Below are 20,126 nucleotides of genomic sequence, written 5' to 3' on the forward strand. Positions count from 1 at the left end.
TTTATCTTATTTTTGCAAAAACTCCTATAAATGAAAATCTACAGAAGTTTAGATGATTTCTCACCAGTTGAAAATGCTGTTGTAACCATCGGTACTTTCGATGGTGTCCATATTGGCCATCAAAAAATATTGGCGCATTTAAAAGAAGCAGCTCAAAAAATTAATGGTGAGACAATTTTACTTACTTTTTTTCCACATCCACGGTTGATTATCAATCCGGATGATGATAGCTTACGCTTAATCAACGATATCGAAGAAAAGGTTAGTCAGCTGGGTAAAGTGGGAATTGACCATTTGATTATCATTCCTTTTTCCCGCGATTTCTCCAATCAGACTCCAGAAGAATACATTAGTAATGTTCTTGTTGGTAAACTGGGCACGAAAAAGATTGTGATAGGCTATGATCATCACTTTGGAAAAGATCGAAAGGGTTCTATGGGCGATTTAGAGCAGTTTGCATCTATATTTGACTACAGTGTTGACGAAATCCCCGAACAGGATATCAATGATATTGCTGTATCCTCCACACGAGTCCGTGAAGCGCTTATAAAAGGCGATATAAGAACGGCTAATCTTTATTTAGGTTATCCTTTTGAATTAACGGGAACTGTTATTAGAGGCGACCAAATTGGGCGTACAATAGGATTTCCAACAGCAAACCTTCAGGTCCACGAACCGCATAAGCTCATACCTGCCTATGGTATATATGCTGTGGAGGTATATATCTATAACCATATCCAAAATATCACTACAGGGGAGTATAAAGAAGAAAGTCCTGTATCAATTGCTAAGGGTATGGGCTATATAGGGACCAGACCTACTGTCGATGGTATGAATCGTGCTATTGAGATCAGCCTATTTGATTTCGATCAGGATATTTATGGTAAGACATTACGCGTCAAATTCCTCCATTTTATCCGTCACGATGAACGGTTCGATTCACTTGAAGAAATGAAAGCTCAGATCAAAGCAGACGAAGTAGAAATCAGAAGCCTTATTGGATAACAGTATGTCATTTATAAAATAAAAAAGCGGGAATTCCCGCTTTTTTATTTTATAAATGACTATTTTTCTCTTCCTTGTAAAGGAAGTGTATTTATTTCAGAAGTGCTTCTATCCCCAATCTGTAGCTATCCAAACCAAAACCACAGATCACGCCTCTACAATTCTTTGCCAAAAACGAATGATGACGGAATTCCTCTCTTTGATGAACATTACTGATATGAACCTCAATAACAGGCGTAGTGACAGCAGCAATTGCATCTCCAATGGCAACAGAAGTATGCGTGTAAGCCCCTGCATTCAATACAATTCCATCAAATTCAAAACCAACTTCGTGGATCTTGTCAATTAATCCTCCTTCTGAATTGCTTTGAAAATAATGTAATTGCACCGTTTCAAACTGTCCTTTTAGCTCTTCAAAATAGCTCAGGAAGTCCTGGCTACCATAAATTGATTTTTCCCTTATGCCCAATAAATTCAAGTTTGGGCCGTTCAGTATGAGGATTTTTTTCATTGGAATATAATTATCTTTTGTGCATGTCCATTTACGATTTGACTACACGCAATTATTCTGTTTAAATCAATAGTTTTTAAGTCAACCTTAATGCTAAGCTAGCAGGCCCTCAAGGAGCAATCACTCCCTATGCTGTCAATTTGCCCTGAGACATGATTGTAAAGACAAACTATATATTGACTGTCCTAACAGAATCAATATAGTTTGTCTATAGATCCGTTTATAAAAATTGCTATAAATCGTTATAAATTGCACGGAAACTGGAGCGAAGTCCAAATGAAACCACTCCTGACTTACTGACAACAGGCGTATCATATTGCGCTTTTGCATATCGTTGGGTATAACCGAGTTCTAAACGAAGATTATACTTCGGGTTAAGCACATAGGCAGCCTTCGCATCTGCATAGTAGATATTATTCTTTATCCCTTGCGCGATATGGTTTCCGTATAAATTTGGTATCGTATTATAGGATTGAAAGATGTTCCCTCCCATATTACTTCCATCAGGTAGATCAAGTCCATTTTGGGTGAACATGCCCTGTAGCGAAAAGTCCCATCGATCCCAGGCATAATTCACAAGACCGACAAGCTCTCTAAAGTTTGCTCCTTTCGGATGCGCCAATGGTTCGGCATTGTTGCTATAGTTTGAATATGATTTAAAGTGCGCATAAGTATAAGGTCTAGCCGTATTATACTCCGCTAAAAAACTCAGGTTTTTGACACCAAACATATCATATCCCCTTACACCAAGTTGTGCTCCCCATTTATTATGTGCATATCCATTGCCTGCGAAAAACTCTTTCGCCGTAAATTCTCCTAACAAAAACTGGCCGTATACTGTCAAATTATAAGGAAGCTTATATTTTGAGGTTAAACCCAAAAACATTTTATCGGGTGAAGTCGAGTTATTGCTTTCGACAGGACGAATAAAGATAATTGGACTCAAATAACTAAAATCAAAACCTCTTTTCCCAGCTTCATCCTGCGCTGCCCAAACAACAGATTGAAAAAAGCCTACCGACAATTTATTGGTTACATTCCAATCCAAGTATTGAAAGGCGCCCCATTTCTTCCCATCTCCTAAACGTCTGTTATTTTGCCCCTCCATAGGATATGTACCCGTTAAATCCTGTCTAGGGTGCGTAGGATCATTCATATAAGCCCAGATTGAGGTATATTGAACATTTCCTATCGTCCCAGTCAATTTCAGATGCGCATAGTTTGAGGAGAAATCGGATAAAAGCATGGATCTATACCCATCCCCAATAAAGTTTTTGTCATAAGCCAAAGTTGCCTGGATATATTTATGGGCGTCATAGGTCATGCTCGCTGTCGCATACATCCAGTCCATTTTATTTTTAGACTGAAATTTCGTATTTCCCTGGCCAGGAACAACTTTATTTGCAACAATATAATCATCAAGGTATTTCGGAAAGACCGCCTGACTTTCAAATGCGGAAGTATTGAATGTAAATTTATTCCCCACATTCAATCCCACCTGAAATCCTCTGCTATTCATCCAAGTACGCCGTTTATCACCCTGCATGTCCTTTCCAATATAAAGATCAGGCAAAAAATCAGCGTAGAATGTATAATCGTCCTTCTCAACCTGCACAAGATGCTCATTAAAAATCTTACGCATAAACCAATTGGAAGAAGAAACAGGTTTATTGGATTGTATGGAATCAAACTTGGCTAACAATAAAGAGTCTTTAATGACGAATGGTTTAGCCGAAGTATGCATTCTCGTCTCCGTAGAATAAACCACATCGTTCATTTTTTGATAAAAATGATACGAATAAGGTTGGCTTTTAATCTGGGCAAAACCTCCGAAGGAAATACCTACTCCCATGCTTGCCAGCATTATTCGGAGTAAATTATTATTTTTTGTTATATTCAGCCTCATAAAATTATTTCAAAGATTATTTTTTCTAGCAAAATGCATTCCTAAACGCAAATTAACCGAATAAAATTGACTTTATTCATATGTTCAGTCAATTTTATCATGCTAAATCGTATTTGCTGTTCCTTTTATTCAAAAATATTTATATCTTGCATCTCATTAAATAACCTTATATAACATAAACAGCCTTAATAAGCATGAAACGCAGAACATTTATCCAAAACGCAACCCTGTTGACTGCAGGTGCACTTACAAGCAAATTTTCCTTTGCTCAGGAACATTCTTTTCCTACTGTACGAACGGTTAAAGAGAAAAGACTTTTTTCCAGCAAGGTAATCGAAGATGCAATTGTAGAATTTCAGAAAAATGTTAAGAATAAGGAACTGGCTTGGTTATTTAACAATTGTTTCCCGAATACCTTGGATACGACCGTATTTCCCTATGTTCAAAATGGCCGGAATTACACTTATGTAATCACGGGAGATATTGATGCGATGTGGCTGCGTGACAGCAGTGCGCAGGTATGGCCGTACCTTCCTTTTATGAAAAAGGATAAAAAATTGCAGGATCTTATTGTTGGTTTAATCCAAAAACAGAGTAAATGTATCAATATTGATCCCTACGCCAATGCATTTTATAACGATCCAACAAAAAAAGGCGAATGGTTCAGTGATCATACAAACATGAAACCTGGAATTCATGAACGAAAATGGGAAATCGATTCATTATGTTATCCAATTCGATTAGCCTATCATTATTGGAAAGAAACTAATGACAGTAGTCCGTTTAATGAAGAATGGCTGGAAGCTCAACATAAAGTATATCAGACTTTCGTTGAACAGCAACGTAAAGATAGTTTAGGTCCTTATAAATTTGAACGGACAACCTCCAGAGGATCTGACACATTACAAGTAGATGGCTATGGATATCCTGTAAATCCGGTTGGTTTGATCTGCTCTAGTTTTCGACCTTCAGACGATTCCACTATTTTCTCATTTCTGATTCCCTCCAATTTATTTGCAATCGTTAGCCTTAGACAGTCTGCGGAAATTTTGAAGAAGGTCAAAAATGAACAGACACTCGCAGCTCAAATGGAAGCATTGGCCAATGAAGTGGAGGCCGCGGTCAATAAATATGGAATCATAGACCACCCTACGTTGGGGAAAATATATGCCTTTGAAGTAGATGGATTTTCGAGTCATCTGATGATGGATGACGCAAATATTCCAAGCTTGTTGGCCCTACCCTATTTAGGTGCTGTAGATCTAAATAACGAAGTTTACCAACGCACACGGAATTTTGTTCTTTCCGACAAAAATCCATTCTTTTTTAAGGGAACAGCAGCAGAAGGCATTGGTGGACCTCACATAGGAAGAGATATGATATGGCCGATGTCCATTATTATGCGAGCGCAGACCTCAACAAATGATGATGAGATTCGTCATTGTATTAAAACCCTGGTCAATACACATGGTGAAACTGGATTTATGCATGAATCTTTTCATAAAAACGATCCTAAAAAATTCACAAGACATTGGTTTGCTTGGACAAATACATTATTTGGCGAATTAATTTGGAAAATATATAAAGAGAAACCATCTTTGCTTCAATAAATCTGAAACTTGTAACACAATGTTATAAGTGAAAGAGCTTATAACATTGTGTTATGGATAATTTATCAAAATCTGGGCCTATTGGCATTTTTGACTCTGGTTATGGGGGGCTTTCCGTATTTAAGGAAATTCAGCATCTTTTGCCACAGTACGATTATATCTATTTAGGCGATAACGCCCGTGTTCCATACGGTACAAGATCCTTTGAAACCGTTTATAACTACACCAAACAATGTGTTTTTAAGCTATTTGACCTAGGCTGTAACCTCGTAATCTTAGCCTGCAATACAGCTTCAGCAAAAGCACTAAGAACCATTCAACAAAACGACCTTCCTCCAGGAAAGAAAGTTCTTGGCGTCATTAGACCTACGACAGAAATCGTACACAATTTTACGAAAACAAACAAGATAGGTATTTTAGCGACTACAGGAACTGTAAAATCTGAATCTTATAAAATAGAAATACACAAGTTCAATCCAGAAATTGAAGTTTTCCAGCACGACTGCCCTTTTTGGGTTCCTTTAGTAGAAAACAATGAAATCAATACAGAAGGTGCTCATTACTTTGTAGAAAAGGATTTGCGCGAGCTTCTACTACAATCGGATCAGATTGATACCATTGTGCTGGCCTGTACCCACTATCCTTTATTACTGCCCGTAATCAAAAAATATACGCCCGGCAATATAAAGATAATCTCTCAGGGGCCTATTGTTGCAAATAGCTTAAAAGAATATCTCAGTAGACATCAGGAAATTGAAACAATTTGTTCCCAAAATGGTCAATTGGCCTTCTATACGACAGATGATCCGAGAGACTTTGAAAGCAAAGCAAAAATATTTTTTGGGCAGCCAATAGCGGCAAGCCATATCAGTGTTTAAAAAATAAAAAGCTACGATTTTTAAAACTTTTGCTTCCCAATTTTCGTTATTCTGATAAAAGGGAGATATAATGAAAAAGAACTTTATAACCATAGCCTATAATCAAGACACACAGCATTGCGAATCCAAAGAATTTTCAAGCATCCAAGAAAGTGCTGACTATTTTAAAACTTTCGAAACCTCTGCACAACCCAACTATGTGCCGGTATGTATTTACAATTTAAACACAAATACAATTCTTGATATAAGTGATTATTATATCAACAAGGACACGGAACTCCAACAGATAGTAAAAAATTGTTTAGCAGCAAAGTAACTCCTTTAATAGGTATAAAACAATTAAGCTGAACTAGCATTTCACTTTTTATTTCATAGGTAATGTATATATATTATTACATGCTAGAAAATAATATTTCATTAATTTTTAATATCTTCAAGCAGATAATCAGACAACAAACAAGTCAAAGATAATGAAAACCAAACTGACACTAAGCCTTTTAACCGTATCTTTAGGATTAACGGCATGTAATTCCAATCATGCGAATTCAAATTCAAGTTCGGATAGCAGCGCAAATTCTGCAACTGACACCACAAGCTACCCTCCAGTAGAAACACAAAAGGCAAACACAGATTATAAACCAGCATTTGCCGGACAAACCAGAATTCAAGGTGCGAAAACGACGACTCCTTTCGAAGGGAAGGTAATCGCAGAAGGATTAAAATCACCTTGGGGAATTACTACACTGCCCGATGGCCGATTATTAATTTCAGAAAAAGAGGGTGACTTTCGTATTGCAAGTACAGACGGCAAGCTAGGAGAACCGATCAAAGGTTTACCTCCAGTAAATAGCAGCGGCCAAGGAGGGCTTTTAGGATTACGTCTTGACCCAAATTTTGAATCAAATCGGATGATTTACTGGGTTTTCTCGGACAATACGGCTGCGGGAACTTTGACGGCAGTTGCAAAAGGAAAACTGTCGGCAGACGAGAAATCAATAGAAGGTGCTAAAGTGATCTATCAGGCAACTCCGGCACATAAGGGGAATCTGCATTATGGCGGCCGTATCATCTTCGATAAAGAAGGAAATATTATTCTGAGTACTGGTGAAAGATCAGATTTGGTTACTAGACCACTGGCACAAGACCTGAATGCAGCATTGGGCAAGATCCTGCGCATCACTACAGATGGACAGCCTGCACCTGGCAATCCATTTATAGGTAAGCCGAATGTCCGTCCCGAAATTTACAGCTATGGACATCGCAATCCACAAGGACTCGTACTACATCCAGAAACAGGTGATCTTTGGGAAACTGAATTTGGCCCTCGGGGTGGCGATGAGCTGAATAGAATACAAGCAGGCAAAAACTATGGGTGGCCAACAATTACATATGGTATAGAATATAAAGGAGATAAAGTTGGTGAAGGCATACAGCAAAAAGACGGTTTAGAACAGCCTGTTTATTATTGGGACCCTGTCCTCTCCCCTAGCGGAATTACTTTCTATACCGGACAAAATATTCCCGAATGGAAGAATAATCTTTTTATTTGTGGTTTGAGCAGCATGCACATTGCCAGAATTATACTGAAGGATAACAAAGTGGTTGGAGAAGAACGTCTACTAGGCAGTGAAGGACAACGATTTAGAGATATCACGCAGGGCAAAGATGGCGCGCTGTACGCTATCACAGATATCGGAAAATTATATAAAATTGATAAAAAATAAATAATACTTCGATTCGACGCAGCCCCTCTCCAATGGGCTGCGTTTTATTTTGACCTAGTGCTAAAAAACACATTTTCAATTATTTTTTATTGACCTTATTTGCTATATTTCTTTTCAAACATGACAACAGCTCTAGTTTGGCTCGATTATTGATCATCTATTAGCGAATCAATAAATTATTATATGGTAAAAAAAGAAAAAATGAAAAAATTATTAGAAATTAATCCCTTGTCATTCTATATGACCAACTGGGGATTCGTAAACAACACCGCCCCAAAAAGAACGCGCAAAACCTGCCAACCTTCTCCCAAAAATTAAGCGTTCTTGCTTAAACAATTCAACTAAAATTTATTAAAATCATCTGCTGATATCCTCCATACGGATATTAAGTAAGAGATTTATTTCTTTTACTAGATCCGTATGGAGGGCATTAAGCTATGCGAAAAAATAGGCCAATGCGATTACGATGATAATACAAGCAATCATAATGTATTTATTCAATTGGCTATTTTTCTCTCCTTCGTCACTTTTATAGTGATAATCTCGTTTGTTGGGCAAATTCATAAGCTTGTTTTTATTCATGATGAAGTTACGGACTTTTTTCCATATTATTCGTGATGATAAGGCTCACCCTTCATGATAGAAAATGCTCGATAAAGCTGTTCTGTAAAAAACAAACGAATCATTTGATGTGAAAATGTCATCTTGGACAATGAAATTTTTGAATTTGCGCGATCATAAATTTTTTGGTCAAACCCATAGGGACCGCCAATAATAAATACCATATGCTGAACACTTTGCACCATCATTTTTTCCAGATAAGCAGAAAACTCCAAGGAGCGAAACTCTTTTCCATGTTCATCCAGCAGAACGACTAAATCTTGAGGCTGTAATTGTTTCAGAATCAAAAGAGCCTCCTTATCTTTCTGCTGCTCAGCAGAAAGATTCTTGACATTTTTGATGTCGGGTATCACCGTAATATTAAAGTTCACATAAAACTTTAACCGTTTAATATACTTTTCAATACCTTCAATCAGGTATTTGTCATCCGTCTTCCCTATACAAAGTAACGTTATCTTCATTTAAACATTTTATAAGTTATTGTTGTGAATAGCCCTAGAGAAGCCAGTTTTCTAGATCCAAAAGAATACCTCTCTTCCTGTTTCTGGACCTTGTCAAATGCCGTTCACAAACTTTTATCCAAGAGCTGTTACGCTAATAAATAGCGCATACATACAATTGAGCAAAGTTCTGATTTTATTTAAAATAAACACAATCAAAACAACAAAAAAACATTCCCCCCATTTATTCGTTTAGTTATAAAACATTTATTTTCTCGTACACGCTTAAAACATCACGTTGAAAATGGATAATAAGCTAGCTTTCATAGGCATCGCGAAGACCAATGTAGCATAGGACAATAAGTAGTTCAGGAAATCCAATAACTAGGAATAATCGACTACATTTAGCCCCATAAAAAGACGTAAAATTGTACCTGCTCATGGAAATTATAATAACATGGAAATGCAAACAAAATAAGTATACACATGAAAATAATCAAATCAATTATCCTTATCGCTTTAAGTTTAATAGCACATGAAACCTACGCTCAAACAACTGCAGCAGACAGCACCAAAACCTGGATCATCAAAGGAGAAAACACTTTTTTGATCAACCAAAGTTCATTTTCCAATTGGGCAGCAGGTGGGGTAAATTCATTTTCCGGCAACCTAACTCTCAATTACGACTTCAATTACAAGAAAGGCAAATGGTCATGGGACAACAAAGTTCTGGCAGCTTATGGGCTAACCTTTCAAAAAGAATCGGACTGGCGAAAAAATGACGACCGATTAGTATTAAACAGCTTGTTGGGCCATCAAGCGTCCCAATACTGGCTATATACATTCTTTTTAAATTTCAACACACAATTTGCCGATGGTTATGATTACACAGCTTCACCCAAAAAACGGATATCCAGATTTTTAGCCCCGGCGTATTTGAGCTTCGGACCTGGTTTTGCATACAAAAGATCTGATAACCTCAGATTCAACCTCTCCCCTGCGGCGCTCAGATTTGTATTTGTAAGAGACACACTCTTGTCTACACGATACGGTCTCGACCAAAACAGCAAATCCCGCACAGAATTTGGTGCATCATTTGACGCTTATTATAAAGTAAATTTAATGGAGAATATTTCATTTGAAAATATACTAAAACTCTATTCAAACTATTTAGATAAACCTCAAAATGTAGATATAGACTATACGGCCAATCTTTTTATGAAGGTAAACAAGTTTATCACCGTAAACGCAGGTGTACAGATGATCTACGATGACAATACTGCTATTCCGATTATTAAAGATAATGTTGAAGTTGGAAAGAGAAATTCTGCCCTACAAATTAGGCAAATTGTTGGAGCAGGTGTGACCTATAAATTTTAAAGATCAAAAAAACAGCAGGAACAAGCCCTCATAAGCAATATAAATTATAACTGCTATAAACGAAAAAACCGAATTTAAATCATTCGGTTTTTTCTATTATTAGGAATACTTACGTAAAATTAATTACTAAAATGGTGCATCATCAGGCATATCGTTCATTCGAGATGGCATCGTGATACCACCACTGAAGCCACCACCACTAAAATCATCAGCAAAGTTTGGCGACGGATTCAAGGCCGAAGCAGAAAAAGTAGCCGGCGCATCACCAAATCCATCTCCTCCGCCCATACCCGAAAACTCATCTTCTAAATCCACAAACTTCACAAACTTACCCACAAAGCGAAGTGGAACAATTCCGGTCTCCCCATTACGGTGTTTTGCAATAATAACTTCACCGACTCCCGCAGTAGGACGCCCCTCTTCATCTTCTGTCAAACCATAATATTCGGGTCTATATAAGAAAAGAACCATATCGGCATCCTGCTCAATAGAACCAGACTCCCGTAAATCGGACAACATTGGACGCTTACTATTTCCTGGTCTTGATTCCACCGCGCGACTCAACTGCGACAATGCAAGCACAGGAATATTTAACTCTTTGGCAACAGATTTCAAAGCACGGGAAATACTACCGATCTCTTGTTCACGATTCCCCCCACCTTTACCGTCTGCTTTTCCATGCATCAACTGTAGATAATCGACGATGACCATTTGGATATCGTATTGTGCTTTTAAACGTCTACATTTTGCTCTAAATTCGAACACGTTCAACGCTGGTGTATCGTCAATAATAATGGGCGCATCGGTTAAACGACCAATCCGCGAATGTAATTGTTGCCATTCATGATCAGCAAGATTTCCTTTTTTCAATTTCTCTTGCTCAATTTCTGTTTCACCAGCGATTAGACGATTGACAAGCTGAACGGATGACATCTCCAGCGAGAATACGGCGACTGCTTTACCGTGTTCCACAGCGGCATTACGCGCAACAGAAAGTACGAATGCCGTCTTTCCCATCGCTGGACGTGCTGCAATAATAACAAGATCGGAAGGCTGCCAACCTGAAGTCATACGATCCAAGGCAGTCAAACCCGAAGGCACACCTGTCAAACCATCTGTGCGGTCACGCAGCATCTCAAGATTAGAAATTGCCTCACGCATAATATCATCCATCTTCCTCGAATCTCTCCGCAAGTTATTCTGCGCGATATCAAACAAGCTTTTTTCAGCATGATCCAAAAGATCGAAGATATCTGACGTTTCATCGTATGAGCTATTAATAATTTCAGTAGAAACTTTAATAAGCTCACGCTGAATATATTTCTGCGAAATAATACGTGCATGATACTCAATATTAGCTGCAGAAACCACGCGATCTGTCAATTGCGTAATATAATAGGCACCACCGACCATTTCAAGAGCCCCCATGCGTCTAAGCTCAGAGGTAACGGTTAATATATCAATTGGAGAAGTCTTTTGAAAAAGGCCAAAAATCGCTTCAAAAATCTTTTGATGTGATTCTTTGTAAAACGATTCTGGTTTTAGAATATCAATAATTTCACTCAGCGCATTTTTCTCCAGCATCAAAGCCCCCAAAACAGCTTCCTCAAGATCCACTGCCTGCGGCGGAAGTTTGCCCAAACCGCTCACCAAATTATTTAATTTGGTACGACGTTCGCCATAATTACCCCGTTTGTTGTTATCCGTGTTATTCGCTTCAAAATTACTGTCGTTCATCATGATATTATATCAGAAATATAGCTTTGCTATCCTTATAAATTGAGATAGGATAACAAATGTATAAAAAATAAAATTCACCACCATGCGGAGTTACACACAGAGAAATTCAACGATCACACCCGAAACCTCAAAAAGCTTTGAAGGACACAGATTTACATAGCGAGTTTTCAACACTTACTGTTGAAAAGATGTTGAAAATAAAAATTCATCACTTAAAATCAACACATTAAAAAATGTTAATAACTTAAGCCATTGTGAATAAGCAAAATGGTAAAAAGTAATTCAATGCCCTCCACTATCGTCAAAACAAACTGACTTTCATATGAAAACAAATCCCTTTTTTAGCACTAAAAAATATTCATATATTGTATCTTTGTAACTATGACGCACGACTCCTCAACATTAAAACCCTATAAAGATACCAACGATGGGAAGAAGAAACAGGTAGCAGATATGTTTGACAATATCTCTCATTCCTATGATTTTTTGAACCATTTCATGTCTTTGGGTATTGACATTATATGGCGCAAAAAAGCCATCAATGCCTTAAAGTCCATAAAACCGCAACTGATGTTGGATGTAGCGACGGGAACTGGTGATTTTGCATTGGAATCAATTAAAATCTTGAATCCCAAAAAGATTATTGGTGTCGATATCTCCCAAGGAATGCTCGAAGTCGCTAAGAAAAAAATTGCGAGCAAGGGATTAGCGAATCAATTTGAAGTTCAGTTAGGAGACTCTGAGAGGCTTCAATTCGAAGATAATACGTTCGATGCTGTTACCGTAGCATTTGGTGTCCGTAACTTTGAAAACTTGGAGAAAGGCCTATCAGACATATACCGCGTATTAAAACCTGGTGGGAAAGCTGTTATTTTAGAATTTTCGAATCCAAAGAAATTCCCCATTAAACAGCTTTATAATTTTTATTTCAAGTTTATTACACCAACCATTGGAAAATTCTTTTCAAAGGATTCCAGTGCATATGAGTACTTACCAGAATCTGTTGCTCAATTTCCGGACGGCCAAAAGTTCGTTGCCATAAACAAAAAAGCTGGTTTTAATGAAACTATTGTTCGACCGCAAACATTTGGCATCTGTACAATCTATATTGCTACAAAATAGTACCATCTAAGATCTGGTTTTGAGTCCAATCGGATTAATTTTTAATATTAACGAGTTACAATATATGACTAAAACAGTTTTTATTACAGGAGCAAGTTCAGGAATTGGTCAGGCTTGTGCCGAAGTTTTAGCGAAAGAGGGTTACAATCTTTTACTTTGCGCGCGTAGGTTAAACCGTTTGGAAGCATTAAAAGATACGCTGCTAGCGGCCTACCCGACTATTCAGATCCATATTTTTGAGCTTGATGTTCGCGATGCAGAACAAGTTGCACATCAAATTAATGGTCTACCTCCAGCGTGGAAAAAAATAAATATTCTAATCAACAATGCTGGGCTGAGCCAAGGATTGGATCCTATTCAAGATGGTGATATCGGAGATTGGGACAGAATGATTGATACGAATGTAAAAGGTCTCCTATATGTGAGCAAATCTGTGATACCACTTATGGATACCGAAAACGGTGCTCATATTGTTAATTTAGGATCCATTGCGGGGAAAGAGGTTTATCCGAATGGAAATGTATACTGTGCGACAAAACACGCTGTTGATGCGTTGACTAAAGCTATGCGCATAGATTTGTTAACTCAGGGCATTAAAGTAACATCTATAGACCCCGGGATGGTGGAGACGGAGTTTTCGGAAGTTCGTTTTCACGGAGATCGGGAAAGAGCTAAAAATGTTTACAATGGTGTACAACCCCTGACTGGGAAAGATATTGCAGAAACGATCCTTTTCGTCATTACCAGACCAGCACATGTTAATATCAACGATCTCTTAATAATGCCTACAGCGCAGGCCACAGGCACACTTGTCAATCGAAAATAATTAAAATATCATGTCATTAGAAATACAAATAAATCAAGACATTAAGGCGGCAATGATCGCAAAAGACACGGCAAAATTACGTGGTTTACGCGCGATTAAAGCAGCTATTCTCTTAGCGAAAACCGAAAAAGGTCATGCGGAAGATCTTAACCAAGAGGCGGAGATTAAAGTTTTACAAAAACTTGTAAAACAACGTCGCGAATCTGCTGAAATTTATAAGACTCAAAACCGTGAAGATCTCTATGAAATTGAAGTCGAGGAAGAAAAAGTCATTGAGGCTTATCTGCCCAAACAGTTAAGTAAAGAAGAAGTTGAGACCGTCGTCAAAGCAATTATCGCTGAAACTGGGGCTTCTTCCATTAAAGATATGGGTAAAGTAATGGGAGCCACAAATCAAAAGCTTGCTGGACAAGCAGATGGAAAAACCATCTCTGAAGTTGTTAAAAGTCTTCTCGCATAAAACTCTTAAATCAATAGAGTCAAATTAAATTGGATATGTCTTTCCAGCCATATCGATTACATAATTTGACTCTATTTTTATTTCAATTATGGCTTTTCAGTGGAATCTAAAGAGTTTTGACGAACTCAACACGAAAGAATTATATCGTATTTTAAAGCTTCGAATGGAAGTGTTTGTTTTGGAGCAGGAATGTTTATATCCTGAATTGGACGATAAAGATTTTGCTTGTCTACATCTGTGGACAGAACAAGATGATCGTATTATAGCATACACGAGATTAGTTCCTCCTGGCCTTTCCTACCCACAAGCTTCGATTGGTCGGGTTATCGTCGCCGAGGAAGCTCGTGGAACTGGTCTGAGTAAACAATTAATGATTCATTCCATCGAATCTCTCTATAAAGAATTTGGTGAGGGTGAGATACAGATAGGTGCGCAATTTCATTTAAAATCCTTTTATGAAAAATTAGGGTTTAAACAAATCTCCGAGCCCTACCCTGATTATGGAATCCTTCATATTGATATGATTAAACCCGCAATTTAGTAAATTTAGGCATGCAAAACGTTGTCATCATCACAGCCGCTCTATTTGGCGGCCTCGCTATTATCCTAGGTGCATTTGGAGCCCATGCATTCAAAAAAATCCTATCAGCTGAAAAACTGGAATCCTTTGAGGTCGGCGTTCGATATCAAATGTATGCTGCTCTAACCCTATTGATTCTAGGATTCAATTTCCACTTTGAGCTTCAGTCTGAACGAGTCGCATTTTATCTGATCACACTAGGAACTATTTTATTCTCTGTAAGCATATATTTTCTATCGTTTGCAGAATACTGGAAAAAGAATCTAAAGTTTCTTGGCCCGATTACTCCGCTTGGCGGATTACTTATGATCGCAGGCTGGGTTGCTATTATCATTCGTTTTTTGTAGATTTGAACTAAATATGGCAATGATGTCTGCCTTGAACCGCCCTAATAAGCTGATGACGTCTACTATTTTAGTATAAAACAACAATTTTATATAAAGTGTAGACTTATGACTATAACACATTCAAATCAAAGCAATCTTCATTTTTTTCTTAAATGGCTTATCTCCTGTAGTGCGATAGGTTTCATCGTAGGATCTATTTGTGCGTTTTTTCTCTTTTCCCTCAATTGGGTAACGCAATACCGAGAAGCTCATCCTTGGATAATTTATGGACTTCCTCTAGCGGGATTTGCCATAGCATTATCCTATAAGTATTGGGGCAATCCATCAAGTAAAGGTAATAACCTCCTGATTGAAGAATACCTTCATCCCCAACGCCGCATTCCGCTTATCATGGCACCTCTCGTCCTATTCGGAACTCTGCTTACGCATTTGTTTGGCGGTTCGGCAGGTCGTGAAGGAACTGCCGTACAGATAGGTGGAGCAGTTTCCGATCAGCTCAATAGCCGGTTTGAATTCGATAAAACAGAACGTCGTATCTTAATATCAATCGGTATAACTGCAGGCTTTGCCGCTGTATTTGGCACACCATTAGCCGGAACCATATTCGGTTTAGAGGTTCTACTTATTGGCAAAAAAAGATATTTTGGTATAATTCCTTGTTTATTTACAGCCTATCTCGCTAATTTTAGCTGTCAATTGTGGAATATTCCACACACCCACTATCCAATTCATGATGTTATTCCGATGCTTTCCTTGACCAATATTGGATTTAGTCTCGCCGCAGGCATTCTATTCGGTATTACAGCATGGCTTTTTACATTTACCAGTGATTTCTTTAGCCTTCAATTCAAACGAATTAAATATCCTCTACTTAGACCAGTGATTGGCGGTATTATTTTGGTACTTATCATTACGTTATTCCATAGCAGTAACTATATTGGACTTGGTATCCCGATGATTCAGAACGCATTTGTCGATCAGTCGAACTATTATGACTTTATCATCAAATTACTTTTAACGACTTTCACCCTTTCTGCCGGATTTAAAGGCGGAGAAGTCACCCCGCTATTTTTTATCGGGGCAACCTTGGGGAGTGCGTTAAGCGCCGTTATTCCACTTCCAATCAGTCTGCTAGCCGCTATGGGCTTTGTAGCTGTATTTTCAGGCGCAACAAACACCCCTTTAGCCTGTATTGTCATGGGATATGAGTTATTTGGGATTCAACCTATTTTATTTATCGTAATAGCCTGTATAGCCGCATTTTTATTTTCCGGAAAAAAAGGAATTTATATTGCGCAAAAAGGCGGTTTAAAGGAAAAATTATATCGCAGACTCAATTTATAAACAAGACAATGCGCTTTCAGCTTCTCAGTCTATCTCCTTGTATCCCATTATGAACTACTTCAAATAAAAACAAGATAGGGCAAAAAATACATGCGAAGAAGAAGAGTGCAGACCACAATGAATGGGTGGATGAATTTAATAATGACACAAGAATTTTTTTGATATTTTTTTTTGATAAAAAAAGCCTAAATCATAAGTATGTTTTAGGCTTTTTAAGTTAAATCTTATAATCGCACTACAGGAGTTTTCCATGCAGAAAGAATGCAGCAACGGTAAAATAGATGATTAATCCGGAAACATCCACCAATGTAGCTACAAATGGCGCTGATGCCGTAGCTGGATCCAATCCGAACCGACGTAGGATAAATGGAATAAACGATCCTGACAAAGTCCCCCATAAAACGATAAACAATAAGGAAACAGCAACCGTAAAACCAATTGAAATCCAATAAGGGCCATAGTCATACAGACCAAGAAAATGCCAGGCCAATATGCGTAGAAATCCGATCGAACCCAATATTCCACCTAAGATCAAACCAGAAGAAACTTCGCGCTTCATCACGTACCACCAATCTTTAAGCTTTAACTCACCGAGCGCCATGGCACGAATAATTAAAGATGCCGCCTGCGACCCAGAATTACCGCCACTGGATATAATTAAAGGAACAAATAAAGCAAGTACAACCGCCTTTTCCAACTCTCCTTCAAAAAAGCCCATTGCAGAGGCTGTAAGCATTTCGCTAAAAAACAAGATGATCAGCCAGCCGGCTCTTTTTTGAATCAATTGCAACAAAGGAGTTTTAGTATAAGCCAGATCCAATTCTTCCATCCCTCCAAATCGCTGAATATCTTCTGTATCGCGATCTTCAATTCGATCCAACACATCATCAAATGTCACAATTCCAACCAATACCCCTGCTTCTGTAACGATAGGCAAAGCACTTCGGTCATACTTTTGAAAAATCTCGAATGCCTCTTCCATGGGTGTAGAGGCTTTAATCGCGGCAAAATTGTAGTCAATTAAGTCGGAAATCTTAGTAGAAGAATCCGATAGTAGTAATTGACCAATTTTTAAGTCATCGATCAACACGTTTTTCTCGTCAACTACGTAAATAAAATTAAGCGTTTCGGCCTTCCTTCCAAACACCTTGATATGCCGAAAAACATCATCCACGGTATAATAAGGACGAACTTGAACATACATTGGCGTCATAAGTCGGGCAATACTGTCCTCTTTATAACCAATCAGCTCCAAAGCCATCTGCTTCTCGCGCTCATTCAATAGATTGATCAGATACTTGATCAGATCATCAGGCAATTCAGACAGTAATTCATTACGCGTATCCGGCTTCAAATTATTCAGCAATTCGGACAGTTCATGTTCCGTCATGGATTTGATCAACGTATATTGAACATCCATTTCAAAAAAAGAAAAGATCTCCAATCTATCCTCCAAAGGATAGTCCATAAACTGTTGATGTTGTTCTCCCTTACTTAAACGCGATATTTCTTCCGCGATATCGGCTGGGTGTAATGCTGAATTTTGTTCCATTGGAAGAATATTTTAATGGATTTAGCGCAAAAGTAGCTTATTTTGTATGATTTTCAACAATCTGAAAAACTATTTTTCCCAATGGGAATTGCTGCTAGTCTTTCGTAAAATCGTCTACTACTACATTGAAGAGTACATTTGACTTGATATGCCCATGAACTTTACAATATCTTAAAAATTAATTAATCCAGGCGCTAGCTCCTCGGGCTCAAAACCAGCTTTAAATAGCCGGGCTGTTAAATTACCTTTCAGTTCTATATTTCCTTCATCTACATGCAACCAGCTCCCCTCACGTAAGCCTATGACCGGCTGAGGATTAAGTTGATGAAATTCCTGGATTCGCGTTTCCCTTGTCTCTCCTTTATGTGTAGAATTTGGATCCGGATCCAAATAATGTGGATTAATATTAAAAGGTAAGAAACCAAGTGCGTCAAAGCTAGGCGGATAAACAATAGGCATATCATTTGTAGTTCCTATTGTTAATCCGGTCAAATTGGACCCCGCAGATGTACCGACATATGGAATCCCCTTTGCGACTTGTACGCGCAATTGCTGTACCAAATCCAGCTCATATAGTGTTTTTAAGAGTAGAAATGTATTTCCTCCACCAATAAAAATAGCTTTAGCATCCTGAATAGCCTTCTTCATGTTATGAAACTCATGTAGCCCCCTAACCGTTATACCCCTATCTTTCAGTGCATCCTGCACCTTAACCGTATAACCGTCAAACGAAATTCCTGAGGGTCTCGCAAAAGGGACAAATAGCAATTCGTCTGACTGAATAAATTCTACAAAATCTTGCTTAATATAAGCTAAAAACTCACTACCGTAGATCGTACTCGTACTTACGACCAATAACTTGTACGCTGGATTAACATTCATCTTTTTTTCGCTAAAACATTAAAATAAAAAGTACCCTTGGCTTTGTCGATTGCGAAGCCAAAGGTACAGTTTTCGTTCCTTACTCTATACTATTTCTTATCGGTAGTCTTTTTTTCCGCACCCAATCTTTTATTTTCCTGCAGCGCTTTATGTAAAAGATATTCGATCTGCCCGTTAACACTTCTAAACTCATCCGCAGCCCATTTTTCCAATGCTTTGTACATCTGGTCGTCTAAGCGTAGCATAAAGTTTTTCTTATCCGCCATTTCATTTCGTTTATTGGTACAAAGTACCTGTATTTACAATTGGTGTCGCCGCTTTCTCTCCACAGAGCACCACCATTAAATTGCTGACCATTGCTGCTTTTTTCTCGTTGTCCAATTCTACAATATCTTTCTCAGACAATTTATGCAGGGCCATTTCCACCATCCCGACCGCACCGTCTACGATCTTTGCCCTTGCTGCCACAATTGCTGCCGCCTGTTGTCTTTGAAGCATAGCACCTGCAATTTCGGAAGCATAAGCCAAATGACTGATTCTGGCCTCTTTAATAATAACCCCGGCTGGAGCCAAACGATCAGACAATTCTTGTTCAAGAATATGATTTACGGTATCTCCACCTTCACGCAAAGTGATCTCCGCTCCTTCATCTTCCAGGTTATCATAAGGAAAGCTTCCGGCCAAATGTCTTACTGCTGCTTCACTCTGCGTGCGTACATAAGATGTATAATTACTTACATCATAAGCAGCTTTATACGTATCACCTACCTGCCATACGATAACCGCTCCAATCTCGATTGGATTTCCCATCTTGTCATTTACTTTCAATGTCTGTCCCTGTAAATTATCCGAACGAAGACTTACTTTAATCGTTGAATACAACGGATTGACAAAAAATAATCCATTTTCCTTAACGGTACCTACATATTTTCCGAAGAAATTCAGCACACGTGAATGATTTGGATTAATAATCATCAATCCCTTCAAAATAAAAAAAGTAGCAATCATCAATATCACACCCAGTACAACATACAGGGAACTTGCTTCGACATTCGCGAAGGAGAATATAGCTGCCACAAAGGAGACAACAGCTATCAATAAGGCTAAATAGCCAGACATTGGTTTAATTAGTTTTTCCATAATTTGTTAATATATATTTGATATCATTTTAATATCATAAATATACTATAATATTTTT

The 20,126-nt window shown here is 38.1% G+C and carries 21 protein-coding genes and 1 riboswitch; of the genes, 12 read left to right on the forward strand and 9 right to left on the reverse strand.

Annotated elements, in window-relative coordinates:
- The first annotated feature begins 30 nt into the window (after nt 1-30).
- Complete coding sequence (locus AB1Z56_RS11325; protein WP_313267033.1) at nt 31-1,005, forward strand: bifunctional riboflavin kinase/FAD synthetase; 975 nt, start codon at nt 31-33, stop codon at nt 1,003-1,005.
- Between the two features lie 91 nt (nt 1,006-1,096).
- Here the strand turns inward: AB1Z56_RS11325 and aroQ are convergent, their stop codons facing one another.
- Together aroQ and AB1Z56_RS11335 are read right to left on the reverse strand one after the other, a co-directional pair.
- On the reverse strand, nt 1,097-1,516 hold the full coding sequence (gene aroQ / locus AB1Z56_RS11330) for a type II 3-dehydroquinate dehydratase (protein WP_309363578.1): 420 nt from the start codon (nt 1,514-1,516) through the stop codon (nt 1,097-1,099).
- Between the two features lie 232 nt (nt 1,517-1,748).
- A complete protein-coding gene (locus tag AB1Z56_RS11335; protein WP_426792078.1) occupies nt 1,749-3,422 on the reverse strand; it encodes a gliding motility protein RemB in 1,674 nt (557 codons plus the stop codon).
- A gap of 194 nt (nt 3,423-3,616) precedes the next feature.
- On the opposite strand from AB1Z56_RS11335, the gene AB1Z56_RS11340 reads away from it, so the two are divergent.
- The 4 genes from AB1Z56_RS11340 (at nt 3,617) to AB1Z56_RS11355 (ending at nt 7,634) form a co-directional block, all read left to right on the forward strand.
- Nucleotides 3,617-5,032, forward strand: a complete 1,416-nt coding sequence (locus tag AB1Z56_RS11340) for a glycoside hydrolase family 125 protein (protein ID WP_426792079.1) — start codon at nt 3,617-3,619, stop codon at nt 5,030-5,032.
- A gap of 53 nt (nt 5,033-5,085) precedes the next feature.
- Nucleotides 5,086-5,910 carry a glutamate racemase gene (murI, locus tag AB1Z56_RS11345; RefSeq protein WP_309363572.1) on the forward strand — a complete coding sequence of 275 codons (825 nt, stop codon included), beginning with the start codon at nt 5,086-5,088 and terminating at the stop codon, nt 5,908-5,910.
- A 70-nt stretch (nt 5,911-5,980) separates the two neighbouring features.
- On the forward strand, nt 5,981-6,226 hold the full coding sequence (locus tag AB1Z56_RS11350) for a hypothetical protein (RefSeq protein ID WP_309363570.1): 246 nt from the start codon (nt 5,981-5,983) through the stop codon (nt 6,224-6,226).
- Between the two features lie 154 nt (nt 6,227-6,380).
- A complete protein-coding gene (locus AB1Z56_RS11355; RefSeq protein WP_426792080.1) occupies nt 6,381-7,634 on the forward strand; it encodes a PQQ-dependent sugar dehydrogenase in 1,254 nt (417 codons plus the stop codon).
- A gap of 435 nt (nt 7,635-8,069) precedes the next feature.
- On the opposite strand, the gene AB1Z56_RS11360 is transcribed toward AB1Z56_RS11355, so the two are convergent.
- Together AB1Z56_RS11360 and rlmH are read right to left on the reverse strand one after the other, a co-directional pair.
- Nucleotides 8,070-8,198: a hypothetical protein gene (locus AB1Z56_RS11360; protein WP_426792081.1), complete on the reverse strand. Its 129-nt coding sequence runs from the start codon at nt 8,196-8,198 to the stop codon at nt 8,070-8,072.
- Between the two features lie 44 nt (nt 8,199-8,242).
- Nucleotides 8,243-8,716: a 23S rRNA (pseudouridine(1915)-N(3))-methyltransferase RlmH gene (gene rlmH, locus AB1Z56_RS11365; RefSeq protein ID WP_426792082.1), complete on the reverse strand. Its 474-nt coding sequence runs from the start codon at nt 8,714-8,716 to the stop codon at nt 8,243-8,245.
- A 465-nt stretch (nt 8,717-9,181) separates the two neighbouring features.
- Between rlmH and AB1Z56_RS11370 the strand changes: the two genes are divergently transcribed.
- The gene (locus tag AB1Z56_RS11370; RefSeq protein WP_313267041.1) at nt 9,182-10,075 is read left to right on the forward strand and encodes a DUF3078 domain-containing protein; all 894 of its coding nucleotides are present in this window, start codon (nt 9,182-9,184) and stop codon (nt 10,073-10,075) included.
- A 126-nt stretch (nt 10,076-10,201) separates the two neighbouring features.
- On the opposite strand, the gene dnaB is transcribed toward AB1Z56_RS11370, so the two are convergent.
- Entirely contained in the window at nt 10,202-11,812 is a 1,611-nt protein-coding gene (gene dnaB, locus AB1Z56_RS11375; RefSeq protein WP_408733549.1) for a replicative DNA helicase, read from the reverse strand.
- 384 nt (nt 11,813-12,196) lie between these two features.
- On the opposite strand from dnaB, the gene ubiE reads away from it, so the two are divergent.
- The 6 genes from ubiE (at nt 12,197) to AB1Z56_RS11405 (ending at nt 16,494) form a co-directional block, all read left to right on the forward strand.
- Nucleotides 12,197-12,937 carry a bifunctional demethylmenaquinone methyltransferase/2-methoxy-6-polyprenyl-1,4-benzoquinol methylase UbiE gene (ubiE, locus tag AB1Z56_RS11380; RefSeq protein ID WP_313267045.1) on the forward strand — a complete coding sequence of 247 codons (741 nt, stop codon included), beginning with the start codon at nt 12,197-12,199 and terminating at the stop codon, nt 12,935-12,937.
- 64 nt (nt 12,938-13,001) lie between these two features.
- Complete coding sequence (locus AB1Z56_RS11385; RefSeq protein ID WP_426792083.1) at nt 13,002-13,763, forward strand: SDR family oxidoreductase; 762 nt, start codon at nt 13,002-13,004, stop codon at nt 13,761-13,763.
- A gap of 10 nt (nt 13,764-13,773) precedes the next feature.
- Complete coding sequence (locus AB1Z56_RS11390) at nt 13,774-14,223, forward strand: GatB/YqeY domain-containing protein (RefSeq protein WP_309363555.1); 450 nt, start codon at nt 13,774-13,776, stop codon at nt 14,221-14,223.
- A gap of 88 nt (nt 14,224-14,311) precedes the next feature.
- Nucleotides 14,312-14,764 carry a GNAT family N-acetyltransferase gene (locus AB1Z56_RS11395; protein WP_120332658.1) on the forward strand — a complete coding sequence of 151 codons (453 nt, stop codon included), beginning with the start codon at nt 14,312-14,314 and terminating at the stop codon, nt 14,762-14,764.
- A gap of 11 nt (nt 14,765-14,775) precedes the next feature.
- Entirely contained in the window at nt 14,776-15,150 is a 375-nt protein-coding gene (locus tag AB1Z56_RS11400; protein WP_411971705.1) for a DUF423 domain-containing protein, read from the forward strand.
- Nucleotides 15,151-15,156: 6 nt separating this feature from the next.
- Nucleotides 15,157-15,219, forward strand: a riboswitch (Fluoride riboswitch).
- 36 nt (nt 15,220-15,255) lie between these two features.
- On the forward strand, nt 15,256-16,494 hold the full coding sequence (locus AB1Z56_RS11405; RefSeq protein ID WP_426792084.1) for a voltage-gated chloride channel family protein: 1,239 nt from the start codon (nt 15,256-15,258) through the stop codon (nt 16,492-16,494).
- A 235-nt stretch (nt 16,495-16,729) separates the two neighbouring features.
- Here AB1Z56_RS11405 and mgtE read toward each other — a convergent pair whose 3' ends face one another.
- From mgtE to AB1Z56_RS11425, 4 genes are all read right to left on the reverse strand, one after another.
- Nucleotides 16,730-18,046: a magnesium transporter gene (gene mgtE / locus AB1Z56_RS11410; RefSeq protein ID WP_309363549.1), complete on the reverse strand. Its 1,317-nt coding sequence runs from the start codon at nt 18,044-18,046 to the stop codon at nt 16,730-16,732.
- Nucleotides 18,047-18,217: 171 nt separating this feature from the next.
- Nucleotides 18,218-18,928, reverse strand: coding sequence for a dipeptidase PepE (pepE, locus tag AB1Z56_RS11415; protein WP_426792085.1), 711 nt, complete (start codon nt 18,926-18,928; stop codon nt 18,218-18,220).
- A gap of 89 nt (nt 18,929-19,017) precedes the next feature.
- The gene (locus AB1Z56_RS11420) at nt 19,018-19,194 is read right to left on the reverse strand and encodes a ribbon-helix-helix domain-containing protein (protein ID WP_088162183.1); all 177 of its coding nucleotides are present in this window, start codon (nt 19,192-19,194) and stop codon (nt 19,018-19,020) included.
- Between the two features lie 10 nt (nt 19,195-19,204).
- A complete protein-coding gene (locus AB1Z56_RS11425; RefSeq protein ID WP_088162184.1) occupies nt 19,205-20,068 on the reverse strand; it encodes an SPFH domain-containing protein in 864 nt (287 codons plus the stop codon).
- Nucleotides 20,069-20,126 lie beyond the last annotated feature (58 nt).

Origin of the sequence: Sphingobacterium sp. WOUb80, assembly GCF_050058145.1 — a bacterium.
Classification (GTDB): domain Bacteria; phylum Bacteroidota; class Bacteroidia; order Sphingobacteriales; family Sphingobacteriaceae; genus Sphingobacterium.

Excerpts from the sequence above, each read along its gene's own strand:
- AB1Z56_RS11325 (WP_313267033.1), top strand. The coding sequence starts at position 31 with ATGAAAATCTACAGAAGTTTAGATGATTTCTCACCAGTTGAAAATGCT.
- AB1Z56_RS11425 (WP_088162184.1), bottom strand. The coding sequence starts at position 20,068 with ATGGAAAAACTAATTAAACCAATGTCTGGCTATTTAGCCTTATTGATA.
- AB1Z56_RS11360 (WP_426792081.1), bottom strand. The coding sequence starts at position 8,198 with ATGAATTTGCCCAACAAACGAGATTATCACTATAAAAGTGACGAAGGA.
- AB1Z56_RS11395 (WP_120332658.1), top strand. The coding sequence starts at position 14,312 with ATGGCTTTTCAGTGGAATCTAAAGAGTTTTGACGAACTCAACACGAAA.
- aroQ (WP_309363578.1), bottom strand. The coding sequence starts at position 1,516 with ATGAAAAAAATCCTCATACTGAACGGCCCAAACTTGAATTTATTGGGC.
- ubiE (WP_313267045.1), top strand. The coding sequence starts at position 12,197 with ATGACGCACGACTCCTCAACATTAAAACCCTATAAAGATACCAACGAT.
- AB1Z56_RS11400 (WP_411971705.1), top strand. The coding sequence starts at position 14,776 with ATGCAAAACGTTGTCATCATCACAGCCGCTCTATTTGGCGGCCTCGCT.
- dnaB (WP_408733549.1), bottom strand. The coding sequence starts at position 11,812 with ATGAACGACAGTAATTTTGAAGCGAATAACACGGATAACAACAAACGG.
- AB1Z56_RS11390 (WP_309363555.1), top strand. The coding sequence starts at position 13,774 with ATGTCATTAGAAATACAAATAAATCAAGACATTAAGGCGGCAATGATC.
- AB1Z56_RS11340 (WP_426792079.1), top strand. The coding sequence starts at position 3,617 with ATGAAACGCAGAACATTTATCCAAAACGCAACCCTGTTGACTGCAGGT.
- AB1Z56_RS11350 (WP_309363570.1), top strand. The coding sequence starts at position 5,981 with ATGAAAAAGAACTTTATAACCATAGCCTATAATCAAGACACACAGCAT.
- AB1Z56_RS11335 (WP_426792078.1), bottom strand. The coding sequence starts at position 3,422 with ATGAGGCTGAATATAACAAAAAATAATAATTTACTCCGAATAATGCTG.
- pepE (WP_426792085.1), bottom strand. The coding sequence starts at position 18,928 with ATGAATGTTAATCCAGCGTACAAGTTATTGGTCGTAAGTACGAGTACG.
- AB1Z56_RS11420 (WP_088162183.1), bottom strand. The coding sequence starts at position 19,194 with ATGGCGGATAAGAAAAACTTTATGCTACGCTTAGACGACCAGATGTAC.
- murI (WP_309363572.1), top strand. The coding sequence starts at position 5,086 with ATGGATAATTTATCAAAATCTGGGCCTATTGGCATTTTTGACTCTGGT.
- AB1Z56_RS11405 (WP_426792084.1), top strand. The coding sequence starts at position 15,256 with ATGACTATAACACATTCAAATCAAAGCAATCTTCATTTTTTTCTTAAA.
- mgtE (WP_309363549.1), bottom strand. The coding sequence starts at position 18,046 with ATGGAACAAAATTCAGCATTACACCCAGCCGATATCGCGGAAGAAATA.
- rlmH (WP_426792082.1), bottom strand. The coding sequence starts at position 8,716 with ATGAAGATAACGTTACTTTGTATAGGGAAGACGGATGACAAATACCTG.
- AB1Z56_RS11385 (WP_426792083.1), top strand. The coding sequence starts at position 13,002 with ATGACTAAAACAGTTTTTATTACAGGAGCAAGTTCAGGAATTGGTCAG.
- AB1Z56_RS11355 (WP_426792080.1), top strand. The coding sequence starts at position 6,381 with ATGAAAACCAAACTGACACTAAGCCTTTTAACCGTATCTTTAGGATTA.
- AB1Z56_RS11370 (WP_313267041.1), top strand. The coding sequence starts at position 9,182 with ATGAAAATAATCAAATCAATTATCCTTATCGCTTTAAGTTTAATAGCA.